The following is a 13,075-nucleotide window of genomic DNA, read 5'->3' on the forward strand; positions in this document are numbered from 1 at the left end:
AAGTTAAGCCTATAACAAGAAAAGATGAAGATTGTTGCGAACAATAAAAGCAAGAAGCAATTTTCAAGTAAAGCTGGTCTGTTGTAATTAAGCTAATTCGAAAGAATTGGCTTTTTTGTTTTAATACATTCTATTTAAAGAGTTTTTTGGAAATATTATCGTTAATAAAATTGGTATTCATTTAAATCAAGATGTCCTTTATTAACATTCAATTGAAAATTATCAAGTTCTAATATGGAACTCTTTTTAACCAAATTAAAAATAAAGGATCTAAAAGTGTTAATTTCAAGCCATAGATTACCAAAGAGTTTTAAGGATAAAGCCAACCAAAAAATTGCAAAAATTTCTGGCGCATTATTTGGAGCTGTTACACCAGAGCGTCAATCAACATTGCCAAAGGATTTTGAACTCAGTCCACATACTCTTTATAAACGCTTCGGTAGTACACATTACGGAATCATGATACCTGACCTACCTGAACCATTTCGATACTTATCTTGGGCTTCGGTATTGGGTTATGTGGGATTTACGATTACAGATACTAACTATCAAATGTCTAAGGATGGAAAAGGAGATACAGCTTCTTTAGTGCATGGAACAGCATTATCGACAACTTCTGAAGCTTACAGAACATTTTCAATTAAAAATGATATTAAATTTAACCAAGCGCCTTTTGCGATTAACTTTGACAATCAAACGGTCATGCATGAGGACGGTGAGGGATATATATTAATTACCAAAAGAGAAGACTTGGAGTTAGAACTTTATTTGAAGCCGACAAAAGCTATTTCATGGTTTGCCTATAGTGACTTTTATAAACACTTTAGTGTGCTAATGCACTATGAAGGTTATATTAAACAAAAGGGGAATAGTGAGACAGTTCAAGGGCTTTGTACTTTGGAGTCTTGGAAAGCTATAGCGACCTCAATGCTTAAGAACAAATGGTTAGTAGAAAATATACAAGTTCCCGTGAAAGTTTTTAGTTATCAAGTCATCAATATTGATCATGAACAGCAGTTATTGCTGGCTTTTATTTGCTATGAAGATCAGCCGATTATGACTTCTGTTTACTACCGCCATATAGATGGAACGTCAATTCAATACAACGGAGATATACTTTTTGAAGTAACCAGCCTTCAAGAAGAACCCCTGATTACACCTGATAATTTTTCAATGAATGTACCAAATACTTTTCGCTGGGCTGCTTATCACAATAATCAAAAAGTTTTAGATATTTCAGCTCAAGTCGACACTCCATATTGTTTTGGATTGGCTGCTGGTTTTGTTTCTTCCTATGCGTGGCAAGGTGAATTCTATGATCAGCCATTAGTGGGAAGGGGTTATCTCGAATATATAGATCGCCGATAAATTTTATTATTTAAGAAAGTAAGGTGAACACTGCATAATTAAATGCAGTGTTGGTACTTCATTGGTATTTTAGATTTCAGAACTTTCTTTATATTTCACTCAACGTATCTTTAACAATTTTAAAGGCTGGAGAGATTAACCGACGACTTGTATAGAACAAATAAAAAGGCGGTAAGGTGACTGCGTGTTGTTCCAATAAACTGACCAACTTTTTATCTTCTAAAGCAGGTTCAACTAAAAAATATGGCAAATAAGCTATAGCACAACCATCGAGTACAGCATCAAACATTTCATCTAAACTGGTCATAACCAGTTGAACAGGACCTCTAAAAAATACACTTTTATTTTTATCTTTAAATTCCCACGCCATTAGAGAGTTATCGGTTAAAAGACGTATATACATGCCTTTGTGTTTTTTAAGGTCATCTATAGATTTCGGTGTTCCATACTTGTCTAAATATTCAGGTGAGGCAACTAAGCGAAAAGGAATTTCTTTACTAATCGGAACTGCAATTAAATCTTTTTCGACCAAGTTTCCGACACGTACTCCGGCGTCATATCCTTCTTTTGCTATATCAATTCGTCTGTTTTCAGAAGTCAGTTCCAAAGATATATCGGGATACTGTTTTACAAGCTTTTTAAGCTTTGGCCATAAATAATATTTAATGGTAAATGCATCGGCAGAAATACGTACATGGCCACTGGGTAGGTCTTTCATAGAGCTAATTTGTTCTACGCCTAAGTCAATATTTTCAATGTTTTGACCGACGAGCTCAATAAGGCGCGAGCCTGCTTCTGTAAGGGTGAGGCTACGGGTAGAACGGTTTAATAATTTTATACCTAACTGTGCTTCAAGATTATTAATACTTTGGCTTACAGCAGATTGGGTAATGCCCATATATGCGGCGGCTTTTGTAAAATTTTTAGTTTTTACTACTTCAGAAAATGTTTTTAAATCATTCAGATTAATTTTCATGATTCATAAGTTTTGCTAATAGCTACGATCGAATTATAGCATCTAATCACGCTAATCATTGCTTGTTAATATGCCTTTAACAAAGTTCAACACAGATGAGTTGATTATTGCAGGTGATAAGGTCGGTAGGTTTGGTTCATATCGAGATAGTTTGGAAATTTATGGACGAGCACGTTCAGAAAATAAAGAGCTTGTGATTGTAGAAGGTTAGTCTCTCTACGACTTATATGAAAAACCTGAACCTGTCACACAAGCAAAGATCATCCCATTTTTTCAAAAAAATATCTGAGTTAAGCTTATAAAGGAGCTAACAATGAATACTGTTAAATTTCAAAATTCGAATAGCCAAGATATTACCATGGCAGCAAATATTCACTATCCATCAAACTTTGATGAAACACAAAAGTATGCAGCTATTGTTGTGACTCATCCGGGCGGTGGAGTGAAAGAGCAGACCGCAGGCTTATATGCATCAAAACTAGCTGAACAAGGTTTTATTGCGATTGCATTTGATGCGTCTTATCAAGGTGAAAGTACAGGTTTACCTCGTCAGTTAGAAAACCCTTACATCCGTACAGAAGACATTAGTGCAGTGATTGATTATCTAACAACCTTGAACTATGTTGACCAAAACCGTATTGGTGCAATGGGTATTTGTGCGGGTGGTGGTTATGCTGCAAATGCAGCAATCAATGATCGCCGTATTAAAGCAGTAGGTACGGTAAGCGCCGTCAATATTGGTTCAATGTTTAGAAATGGTTGGGAAAACACGGTTAAAGATGCAGATGCCTTGCCATACATTCAAGCAGGTTCAGATGCACGCACAGCCGAGGCAACGAGTGGAAATATTGCAACCATTCCGCTTGCACCTTTAAAAGAAGAAGATGCCCCGAATGAAGAGCTTCGTCAGGCATGGGAATACTATCATACGCCAAGAGCCGCTCACCCTAACTCACCGAGTTTTGCCACAGCGCGTAGCTTGACTCAGCTTATTACTTACGATGCGTACAATAAAGCCGAAGCTTTCTTAACTCAACCGTTGGTTGCGATTGCCGGAAGTGTGGCAGGAAGTAAGTGGATGAGTGAAGATTTAATTCAACGTGCTGCAAGTCAGGACAAAACCTTACATATTGTTGAAGGTGCAAACCATATGGAATTATATGATATTCCTCAATATGTAAATGAAGCGTCAAACGTACTTGCTGACTTCTTTAAAATGAAATTATAAGGTAATCAAAATGTAGAGAACAAAAGCCCTCTTAAGCAGGGCTTTTGTCTTATTTACTTTTGATGGGTTAAGTTTTTAAAAATATGCCGCAAAAGTTTGCGCGACAATTTTGCCATTGCGAACAATGATTGTATCGGTTGCTAATTTTGCATTTGGTGCGCGCCAACGAATATAAGCAACTTCACCACAAATGGTTTTTTCATCAATTTCAATATCTCGTGTACCTTCTGGGAAGTAATCACGATAAACTGAAATAAATGTCTCATGAATTTGAGAAGTTCCACGGACTATTTCTCCTGTTCCATTAATGATAATGGCATCAGCAGCATAATCTTGAAGAGTTAAATCTACATCACCTAATCGAAACGCAGTTAAGTGTCTTTCCAGAACATTTAGTGTCTCGATAGATTGTTGATTTTCTGTTTTTGGATTATTTAAACTCATCATTTTGATTACTCCTATATTGCTTAATTGACAATCGTAGATGACGATTTATGAAGTTATTATTGGTTTCTCTAAGCAATATTTGTAGATAGTGAAGAGTTGAAACATTTTCTACTATTCATTGAAAATCTATGAGTAAAAATGATTTTTAGTTGAAAGTGTTTTTACTTTCCAAGCTTATGAGCTGACAATTGCTCATTAATTTTTAGCTGTTCAAATTTCGATACGATAAAGTCAATAAAACAGCGTGTCTTGGCCGGCATATGCTTTTTACTTGAAAAATAAAGATTAGTTTCGCCTAGATCTGCATACCACTCGGGTAAGATCCGAATTAAAGTTCCATTTTCTATATAACTTTTAGCATGTGCAGTAGAGATTGCTGCAATTCCCATTCCTAAAACTGCACCTTGATGTAAAGCACTTGGATCATCCGCAATTAGTTTTTCATTAAGATTTAGATAAGCTTCCCCCTGATCGGGTCCTATAAATTTGTATTCATGCAGCTTACCAGTTTGGGGAGACCTCATTATGATTCCATCCCAGTTAGATATATCATCTGGATGACTAGGTAAAATTTTATTTTTTAAAAAATTTGGTGAAGCGACAATAATCATGTGAAGAGGAGAGAGTGATCTTTTAATAATTCCCTGACCTAATTTAAATCCACTTCCGATCGCGGCATCAAAGTTATCAGTAATTAAGTTCACTTGTTTATTAGATAAATGCCATTCGAGCTTAATATCCGGATATTTATTCATAAAGTCTGGCATGAGTGGAAGTATATATTCGACACCAAAGCCCGCACTTAAGCTAATTTTTAAAGTTCCTTTAGGGTGACTTGAGTCTGTATTAAATTCTGAAATGGTGGTTTGAATATTATTTAAATTATCGCGGATGCTTGTAAAAAAATGCTCGCCAGCTTCGGTCAAGGTAAGATTTCTTGTACTTCTATGAAAGAGTCGCACTCCTAAATTTTGTTCGAGCTGTGCCACATTTCTAGAGACAGCAGCAGGAGTTAAGGCTAAATGTCGTGCGGCTGCTGAAAAACTACCATGTTCAGCACTTCTTATAAATGATTCCAGATTAGACAAGGTTTCCATATTTTATTTTCAATTTTTAATTGAAAATGATTATAGCAAACGCAGGCTACTTAACAATTAACCCCGATTTTATAGTTTAGATAGTTAAATAAACGAGTCATCTAAAATGTTAAATAAACTATCACTTACGGGAAAAGTTGCACTTGTAACTGGAGGGGCCAGAAGTATAGGTGCTGAAATTGTTAAAAAGTTAGCTTCTCACGGGGCTACAGTTGCATTTACTTATCATACCTCTCAAAAGCAAGCTGAAGCTAGTTAAAGAAATTGAATTTTATGGAGGTCATGGTTTAGCAGTACAAGCAGACGCCGGCAATCCTGAAATGGTTATCCAAGCTGTGGCTGAAGTTGCAAGAAGATTTAATCGGATTGACATATTGGTAAATAACGCAGGTATCAGTCATTTTGGCAGTTTAGAAGCTGTAACTATTGCTGACTTTGAAAGAATAATAGCCGTAAATGTTACAGGGGTGTTTTTGACGACTCGCGAGAGTTTAAAGCATATGAGAAAAGGCGGAAGAATCATAAATATCGGAAGTACCATGGTGAATTATTCAGGATTTAGTGGAGCATCAATTTATATTCTCACCAAAGGAGCTATTACTGGTTTTTCTAAGGGACTGGTGCGCGAACTTGGTTCTAAAGGCATAACAATTAACACGATTCATCCTGGCCCTACCAATAGTGATATGAACCCGTCAGACGGTCCAATAGCAAATTTACTGCTACCGAATATTGCTGTAGGCCGATATGGTGAAGGGATAGATATTGCAAATTCTGTTCTATTTTTAGCAAGCGAAGACGCCAGTTATATCAGCGGGGCAGAATTAAGCGTTGATGGTGGATTTATTGCCTAGTAGTTTTATAAATCAAAATTAACAATAAAATTTAATTGTTTATCCTTACTTTTTAAGATTTTATTGTTTTAAGTTAGAAAGTTTTCTTTCCATTATTTAGCTTTAGTTTCTGAAATCTCTCTAAATTTTCTTGGGCTATAACCAAATGTTTGAATAAAAGATCTGGTGAAAGCTGCGGGTGAAGAATAACCAACTAAATCAGAAATTTGTGAAATACTTTTATTCGTTTCAATTAAATACTGATTAGCTAACTTCATTCGCCAATGCTTGAGATAATTAATCGGAGTAGTACCCACCAATTCTATGAAACTTTTTGAAAATTTTGATTTAGATTGATTAGTTTCTTTGGCAAGAGTTTCTACGGTCCACTCTTTAGCAGGGTTAGAATGCATTAAGAATAACGCCTTGCTAATAGTAGGATTCTGCAAAGCTGATATCCAACTTTTATGGTTGAGTGTTTCTTTGTTTAGCCAGAATCTTATTGACCATACCAACAGTAAATCGATAACACTTGAAAGCATAACTTGACTACCTAAAGATGGCTGATCAAGTTCTAACTTTATTGCAGCTACTGTCATTGGTATCCATTCTGCAACTTTACCATTTTGGTGCGAGGGAACTAATATGTAATTGGGCAATCCTTCAGCAATTGTTTGACCATATACGCCGTCTAATTGGAAAACACATGTAATAACAACGGGTTCTACAGCTTTATCTTCTATAATTTCGATAGAATGCTTAAATCTCGATGGAATAACAATAACATCTCCCTCATGTACGGTTTCATTTAGTTTTTGTTCGTTACTTTTTATTTTAAAGCTACCACCTTGAAATATATGAATATACGAATAAATATTATCCAGAAAAACAATATTTTTATTTTTATAATTTTCAACTTGATAAATTTTTCCCAATATTTTTGCATTCTTATAAATATCAAAAAATATATCAGTTAATTTATTTACCTCATGCTCATTTTCCATCTCACTACATCTCATCAAAAAAAATGTTTCTGCAAAAAAATATGCTGTTTTGGTAATTGTGGAAAGTAGTTTTATAACAAATAATCATTTTACAAAGTTTTGTAGTTTGATATTTGATCAAATTATTAAACCATTATGTATGAATATTCTTAATTTAATTTATTAAATTCAATACTATAGTTTAAGGTGGAGTACGTTATGAGTAATAAACCAACAATTATATTAGTACATGGTTTTTGGGGAGGTGCAGCCCACTGGAGTAAAGTTATTATTGAACTTTCTCATAGAGGCTTTACCTCATTACAAGCAGTTGAATTGCCTTTAACCTCACTCGCTGATGATGTAGAACGGACTAAAAAAATGATAGCGCAGGTTGATGGAGATGTAATTTTAGTTGGACACTCTTATGGAGGTGCAGTTATTACTGAAGCTGGTAATCTTCCAAACGTTATTGGTCTCGTCTATATTGCAGCATTTGCTCCTGATACAAATGAAAGCCCAGGTGAGATTACGCAAAAGCATCTGCCAGTAGCTGCGCCTAATTTATCGCCAGATAGTGATGGTTACCTATGGCTTAAAGCAGATAAATTTCATGAAAGTTTCTGCCAAGATTTAACAGAAGATGAAGGGTTAGTTATGGGTATAACCCAAAAGGCCCCGTTAGCAAGTACCTTTGGTGACACGATTTCATCACCCGCTTGGAAAACTAAACCTTCTTGGTATCAGATTTCTACCCAAGATCGAATGATTAGTCCAGAAAATCAAGCATTTATGTCTTCTAGATTAAATGCAAAAAAAGTCATTTCTTTAGATGCGAGTCATGCTTCTTTAGCTTCCAAGCCAGTTGAAGTTGCGGATTTAATAGAGGAAGCTGTTTCTTTCTTTAATTAAAGTTATTTAACGAGTTAAACAAATTAAGAAGTTAAGAAAATAATAATTTTTTTAACTTCTATTTCATTATAGGTATGAATTCAACTTGTCTAGATGGCCTATGGCTGAATTGATGCCATAATATAGACCAGTTTTCACAAATCATTTCATAAAAATCGTCAATAGCAATGTGTCTTATTGCTAATGAAAATTTAATCATAATCTTTTTGAATTCACTCCTTATAAACACCACTTAACAATAAACAACTCATTATTTATCCTTATTTTTTAATGCTCTAATTTAAAACAAATGAATTAACTAATATTATCGTGTGTTTGGCTATAAGAGGTTAGAGTACATTCTTGCACCTGTTAGCTATATTGCTAGCAGATTTGAGCAGACCTAGACACAATGTATACGAAGTTTTTACTCCAAATATAATGAATTCACTTTATATTAGGTTTTTTTAATCAAACTTCGTTGCTTCAGGGATTGACTCTAAATAATCAAAAAATTGTTGAATCTGTTCTTCAGTTACACGTGCTGTAGAAATCGGAGGGAGTTCATCTCTACCAAAGAAGCCAACCTCTGGCGTTTCAATACTTGGGGTAAGCTCACCATCAATAATTTCGCACCAGAAGAATGCCTTATACACATGTAAAAACATTGGAGGATGAGGGTGCTTGGTTCTATCAGTTAAAGCTAATAATTTAATGGCTTTAACTCGCAATCCTGTCTCTTCTAAAACTTCTTTTTCTGCATTTTCCGATGCTGAGTAGCCTACGTCAGCCCAACCACCGGGAACAGACCAGCGTCCATCGCCAATTTCTTTTGCTAATAACAATTTATTTTCTTTAAACACGACTGCTCTAACATCTAGTTTGGGAGTCGCATAACCCACATCTTGAAGAACATTATTAATAAAATTTTCTGTATTAATTTCTTTTAGTTCTAACAGATGCTCAATATGTTCCAAAAGCTGCTCATAACGTTCTTTGTCATAAACATCTTTTGAGTAATGTAAACCTGTTTGAGCGATACCAGTAATTTTATTTAGAATTTCTAACCACTTAACTGAATCATTCATTAGAGTGGGGGCCTTTAATTTATATCTTCTGCATATATTAAGGCATACTCATGCTACGGAATATAAAACAGTTGTTAATTGAAATTTCTAGTCATGATAGAAAAGTTGTTTTATGACTAATATGTTTAATTAAACTTATTCTTTATATAAATTTGATTTAATCAAGAGGGGTAATCCAAGATCATATAATAAGCCTGTTCGCGAACTCGGAACATTTTTTCTCTCTAATTTAATAAGTTTAATAAATTCTTTATTAAATTGATTTCTAGGATATTTTTCTAAAATTTCATTTCTAAAAGATAAGGGGATTTTATATTGATTGTCACTAATTACATCACAAGAAGCACCTTGCTGTAATAGAATAACCTCAGATGGATCAGATTCCTCTATATATCCATTCATGTGTAGGCATATGGCATCTTTAATCACTTCACTTTTTTTCTCATCAAAATTATATTCTTTCGCCTTTTGCTCAAATTGTTTAGCGCTCTCATATGTAAAACATTGACAGCCTTTACTATGCATATGTTGCTCAGTTAGGCCAATATCATGAAAAAGTGAAGCTATTAAAAGTGACTCAGAGTCAAACTGCCGGTTTTGTAAATGACCTAGGGCGGTTCCCCAGAAGTATGTTCGCCACGAATGATTGTAGATAGATGTACTTGCTTTTGATTCTAGTTCCTCAAGTGCGATTTTAATCATTTGAGTATCTGGTATTACGATTTGTCCTATATCAAAATCGTTACCAGTTTGAAATCGATGGTAATTTATTTTTATAGAATTTAGGATACTAGGCACCATAATTTTTTGAATTAATTTAATTTTTTCTTTGAAGCTGAGCTGACCATTTGTAGCTTGCATCCATTGATATGAACCAATTTTTATAGTTTTCATTATTAAATCTCATTTTAGAGTAATTACTCTAAAATATTGTCATAACTGCCAGTTTGCAAGTTGTATCTTTTATGAATACGATAATCTTTTGATTAATATATATTTTATAAATTTATAAGCTAACAGGAATTTCATAGGTTACAAATTCATATTTGGGACCAGTAGATTTTGAAACTACTTTACCCCCTAAAGATTCGGCAATTTTTCGACTTGGATAGTTCTCTTTGGCGACGGGATAAACAAAAAAGTCCGGCTTAACAAAGTCAATTGCCCAGTTTGCTACCGCTGTTACAGCTTCTCTACCATAGCCATGATAGTGGTAATCTTCGCGTATCCATATGCCTAACTCTGGGTTACTGGTTTGCATACGATGCAGACCTACAAGACCTATAAATACGTGAGAAGATGTCTCTCTAATAACGAAAATAATTTCAGTTCCAAGAGCAAAGTTCTTTAGCCAGTTATTCCAAGTTTGGTCGAACTCATGTCTTGGTTGAGGGTCCCAAGCCATATAGCGTGTAAGCGTAGGGGTTATACAGTTATAGGTTTCATCTGCATCATTTGCGGTAAATGGTTTTAGGGTAAGCCTTTGAGTAGAGAGCGTTACTGTATTTAAAGTCATAATTATCCTTATATAAATGAATTAAATTGTTATCAAAAAATATATGATTCGGATTCAAATTAAAGTAAACAATAAACTTTTACTAGGCATAGATACTGCGTTTTATATAAATAATTTATAAATCCAAATGAACAATAAATTTTAATTATTTATCCTTACTTTTTAATGCTCTAATTTAAAGCAAATGTCATTTTGTATGCTTGACTGTAATAGGGTTGAGCACTATCCTTTGCCTGCTGGCCACATTGCCAGTCAGCTTTTGACAGAGCTGGTACAAAAGGCGCACAACAACGTATTATTTCGTTTTGTGCGTTCTCCTAAGTCACGCCTTTATGGTGAGGCTAGGAGGGGCACGCTTGCGTGCGCTGGTTTCCTTTTGTACCAGTCTGTCAACCCTTCTAGTCTTGCCACCATTATTTGACAGTAATCGGTAAGACTCTTTTAAATCAAAAGGAGTCCGCACATGCGTACTAATTCTTCTTTATTGGCTTTCGCCAAATTCTCTCTGCCCATACCGCTTAAGAAGTCTATAAAACGGTTTAATCGACTCTAGGTTTTCTACGCCGTAAAAAAATCGTTACGACGCAAAATCATAGCAACAATAAACTCGAGATAGGCGAGCACACCATTATTGTGCGGCTTTTGCATGTCTGTATTTAGCACTCAATTTAAGAGTGACGGCATTTCTATCTCTTTTATATACAACAAAAAATTATTTTAATTGGTAAAACTATGCCACGTTATTTAGAAACGCCTTCCAAAAAATTACACGTTATTCGAACGGCTATACGTTTATTTACAACCTATGGATTCCATACCGCAGGCGTAGACCTGATTGCCAAAGAGTCCAACATTCCGAAAGCTACGCTTTACAATTACTTTCGCTCAAAAGCAGGCCTCATTGAAATATGCCTTTTACTTCAAAAAGACACACTCATGGAAAAAGTAAGAGAGGTGATAGAAACAACCCAATATTCCACGTTAACCGATAAACTCAGACAAATTTATCTTTTACATGCCGACTTAAATAGCGCTTACTACCTATTGTTTAAAGCAATTTTTGAAACTAAATCACTTTATCCTTATGCTTACCAAAGTGCCGTGCGTTATAGGCGTTGGCTAAAAAATGAGGTTTTCTGCCTCATGGTAGAAACTAAGAAAATGACTTCCTATGCAGAAGCAGAGATTTTGGTATTTATGATAGATGGGGCAATTTTAGGGCTTATAACCTCAGACAGAGTTGAAGAACAAACCAAGTTGTTAGATTACTTTTTGGTGAGAGTCGCCTAAAAACTCAGAGCAACCCAAGCTATTGGGCTTGGGCTGCTAAACGCCTAATACGGTAATGCCGTCATATTCGTTTTCGGCTTTCTCAAGAAATTTTGTAATTTCTATGATCATGTTAAGAGCTTGTGGTTTGAAAAAGTTAAAGTGAGTTGCAAACCATTCTGTTTCTTCTTCGAAAATGAGCTTTAATGCCTTATCGTATTTATCTAACTGATTTATAAATGAATGAAGCCTATATAAATCTTTTATAATATCTCTTATTTTTTTAGAGCTAATAAAAGTAGCTCCCCAATGAAAAAACTTTTCTTTATCTCGGTTAAATACATTTTCAACGAGTGAAAAAGCAATTTCATCAATAACTATAGAGTCTATACAATCTTTATTTCTATTTAGATCCAAAGGTATAATTTGAATATTTAAGGAACCTACTAAACCAGAAACGACTTTAACATCAAAATTAATTTTCATATTAAATAGATGAATAATTTAAATTTTATATTAGGGTGTGTTGACACTTTTAGCTTAAAAAAATAGCGAAGTAGTAAAATCAAATCGCCAAACCCAATTTTACTATTCGCTATGCCTCGTACCATGCTGACAGATCAACACTGGCAAAAGTTGAAAGTTATTCTGCGTAATTTATCCATTCACCACAACTCAAATTTACGCAATTTTATTGAAGCTATTCTCTATAGAATTAGAACAGGCTGTCCGTGGCGAGATATTCCTTGCTGTTTTGGTCATTCAAACTCTATTTTCAAACGTTTTAATCGTTGGTCAAGCAGCGGTAAGTTTCTTAGATTATTCAAATTACTAGCCTCATGCCCCGATATGGAGTGGATTTTTATTGATGGCTCTCATGTACGTGCTCATCAACATTCTGCCGGCATAGCGAATCAATCTATTTCTAAAAGTGTAGGAGGAAACTCCTCAAAAATACATTTGATTGTTGATGCACATGGCAATCCTATTGATTTCATGATTACCGATGGAACCACACATGATGTTAAAGTTGCACCTGATTTAATATCAACATTAGATTTAAAAGAGACAAAAGTGGTATGTGCAGATAAAGGCTATGATTCAGAACCACTGCGTGAACAGATCAGGAAAACAGGGACTAAAGCGAATATACCAAAGAAAACAAATAGCCAATCGAACAATGACCATATGGACTGGTATTTATATAAAATCAGGCATTTAGTTGAAAATATGTTTTGTAGATTAAAGCAATTTAGAGGAATAGCTACTCGATATGACAAGCTCAAAAGAAATTATCAAAGTTCTGTTGCTTTAGCCTGTATATTTTTATGGCTACCTTTATAGGGTTAATTATGAACAGTAAATGTCAACAAACCCTA

The 13,075-nt window shown here is 34.7% G+C and carries 12 protein-coding genes and 3 pseudogenes; 7 read left to right on the forward strand and 8 right to left on the reverse strand.

The features are described 5' to 3' along the window. The first annotated feature begins 276 nt into the window (after positions 1-276). A complete protein-coding gene (locus tag MKL35_RS01445; RefSeq protein WP_032010637.1) occupies positions 277-1,368 on the forward strand; it encodes a DUF6670 family protein in 1,092 nt (363 codons plus the stop codon). Positions 1,369-1,456: 88 nt separating this feature from the next. Here the strand turns inward: MKL35_RS01445 and MKL35_RS01450 are convergent, their stop codons facing one another. Further along, positions 1,457-2,344, reverse strand: coding sequence for a LysR family transcriptional regulator (locus MKL35_RS01450; RefSeq protein WP_032010639.1), 888 nt, complete (start codon positions 2,342-2,344; stop codon positions 1,457-1,459). Positions 2,345-2,444: 100 nt separating this feature from the next. Between MKL35_RS01450 and MKL35_RS01455 the strand changes: the two are divergent. Continuing rightward, a pseudogene (locus MKL35_RS01455) lies at positions 2,445-2,633 on the forward strand (alpha/beta hydrolase); the annotation flags it as partial. 24 nt (positions 2,634-2,657) lie between these two features. Further along, positions 2,658-3,572: an alpha/beta hydrolase gene (locus MKL35_RS01460; protein WP_032010641.1), complete on the forward strand. Its 915-nt coding sequence runs from the start codon at positions 2,658-2,660 to the stop codon at positions 3,570-3,572. Positions 3,573-3,647: 75 nt separating this feature from the next. On the opposite strand, the gene MKL35_RS01465 is transcribed toward MKL35_RS01460, so the two are convergent. Continuing rightward, positions 3,648-4,019, reverse strand: coding sequence for a nuclear transport factor 2 family protein (locus MKL35_RS01465; RefSeq protein WP_016804738.1), 372 nt, complete (start codon positions 4,017-4,019; stop codon positions 3,648-3,650). A 161-nt stretch (positions 4,020-4,180) separates the two neighbouring features. Then, complete coding sequence (locus tag MKL35_RS01470) at positions 4,181-5,116, reverse strand: LysR family transcriptional regulator (protein WP_106479822.1); 936 nt, start codon at positions 5,114-5,116, stop codon at positions 4,181-4,183. A 106-nt stretch (positions 5,117-5,222) separates the two neighbouring features. Between MKL35_RS01470 and MKL35_RS01475 the strand changes: the two are divergent. Continuing rightward, positions 5,223-5,970: pseudogene (locus tag MKL35_RS01475) on the forward strand (3-oxoacyl-ACP reductase family protein). Between the two features lie 92 nt (positions 5,971-6,062). On the opposite strand, the gene MKL35_RS01480 reads toward MKL35_RS01475, so the two are convergent. After that, positions 6,063-6,953, reverse strand: coding sequence for an AraC family transcriptional regulator (locus MKL35_RS01480; RefSeq protein WP_032010644.1), 891 nt, complete (start codon positions 6,951-6,953; stop codon positions 6,063-6,065). 198 nt (positions 6,954-7,151) lie between these two features. Between MKL35_RS01480 and MKL35_RS01485 the strand changes: the two genes are divergently transcribed. After that, complete coding sequence (locus tag MKL35_RS01485) at positions 7,152-7,844, forward strand: alpha/beta hydrolase (protein WP_002049135.1); 693 nt, start codon at positions 7,152-7,154, stop codon at positions 7,842-7,844. A 446-nt stretch (positions 7,845-8,290) separates the two neighbouring features. Here MKL35_RS01485 and MKL35_RS01490 read toward each other — a convergent pair whose 3' ends face one another. The 3 genes from MKL35_RS01490 to MKL35_RS01500 form a co-directional block, all read right to left on the reverse strand. Beyond that, complete coding sequence (locus tag MKL35_RS01490; protein ID WP_032010647.1) at positions 8,291-8,911, reverse strand: NUDIX hydrolase; 621 nt, start codon at positions 8,909-8,911, stop codon at positions 8,291-8,293. A gap of 135 nt (positions 8,912-9,046) precedes the next feature. After that, entirely contained in the window at positions 9,047-9,805 is a 759-nt protein-coding gene (locus MKL35_RS01495; protein WP_032010649.1) for an HD domain-containing protein, read from the reverse strand. A gap of 112 nt (positions 9,806-9,917) precedes the next feature. Further along, the gene (locus MKL35_RS01500) at positions 9,918-10,427 is read right to left on the reverse strand and encodes a GNAT family N-acetyltransferase (RefSeq protein ID WP_032010650.1); all 510 of its coding nucleotides are present in this window, start codon (positions 10,425-10,427) and stop codon (positions 9,918-9,920) included. 732 nt (positions 10,428-11,159) lie between these two features. On the opposite strand from MKL35_RS01500, the gene MKL35_RS01505 reads away from it, so the two are divergent. After that, on the forward strand, positions 11,160-11,717 hold the full coding sequence (locus MKL35_RS01505) for a TetR/AcrR family transcriptional regulator (RefSeq protein ID WP_032010652.1): 558 nt from the start codon (positions 11,160-11,162) through the stop codon (positions 11,715-11,717). Between the two features lie 36 nt (positions 11,718-11,753). Here the strand turns inward: MKL35_RS01505 and MKL35_RS01510 are convergent, their stop codons facing one another. Beyond that, positions 11,754-12,182, reverse strand: a complete 429-nt coding sequence (locus MKL35_RS01510; protein WP_032010654.1) for a hypothetical protein — start codon at positions 12,180-12,182, stop codon at positions 11,754-11,756. A gap of 111 nt (positions 12,183-12,293) precedes the next feature. Between MKL35_RS01510 and MKL35_RS01515 the strand changes: the two are divergent. Further along, positions 12,294-13,059 (forward strand): annotated as a pseudogene (locus tag MKL35_RS01515) (IS5-like element ISAba31 family transposase). Positions 13,060-13,075: the final 16 nt, after the last annotated feature.

The organism is Acinetobacter sp. AOR41_HL, assembly GCF_027854645.1.
In the GTDB taxonomy this organism is placed as follows: domain Bacteria; phylum Pseudomonadota; class Gammaproteobacteria; order Pseudomonadales; family Moraxellaceae; genus Acinetobacter; species Acinetobacter nosocomialis.

Excerpts from the sequence above, each read along its gene's own strand:
- MKL35_RS01495 (WP_032010649.1), bottom strand. The coding sequence starts at position 9,805 with ATGAAAACTATAAAAATTGGTTCATATCAATGGATGCAAGCTACAAAT.
- MKL35_RS01460 (WP_032010641.1), top strand. The coding sequence starts at position 2,658 with ATGAATACTGTTAAATTTCAAAATTCGAATAGCCAAGATATTACCATG.
- MKL35_RS01510 (WP_032010654.1), bottom strand. The coding sequence starts at position 12,182 with ATGAAAATTAATTTTGATGTTAAAGTCGTTTCTGGTTTAGTAGGTTCC.
- MKL35_RS01505 (WP_032010652.1), top strand. The coding sequence starts at position 11,160 with ATGCCACGTTATTTAGAAACGCCTTCCAAAAAATTACACGTTATTCGA.
- MKL35_RS01465 (WP_016804738.1), bottom strand. The coding sequence starts at position 4,019 with ATGATGAGTTTAAATAATCCAAAAACAGAAAATCAACAATCTATCGAG.
- MKL35_RS01480 (WP_032010644.1), bottom strand. The coding sequence starts at position 6,953 with ATGGAAAATGAGCATGAGGTAAATAAATTAACTGATATATTTTTTGAT.
- MKL35_RS01485 (WP_002049135.1), top strand. The coding sequence starts at position 7,152 with ATGAGTAATAAACCAACAATTATATTAGTACATGGTTTTTGGGGAGGT.
- MKL35_RS01470 (WP_106479822.1), bottom strand. The coding sequence starts at position 5,116 with ATGGAAACCTTGTCTAATCTGGAATCATTTATAAGAAGTGCTGAACAT.
- MKL35_RS01490 (WP_032010647.1), bottom strand. The coding sequence starts at position 8,911 with ATGAATGATTCAGTTAAGTGGTTAGAAATTCTAAATAAAATTACTGGT.
- MKL35_RS01500 (WP_032010650.1), bottom strand. The coding sequence starts at position 10,427 with ATGACTTTAAATACAGTAACGCTCTCTACTCAAAGGCTTACCCTAAAA.
- MKL35_RS01450 (WP_032010639.1), bottom strand. The coding sequence starts at position 2,344 with ATGAAAATTAATCTGAATGATTTAAAAACATTTTCTGAAGTAGTAAAA.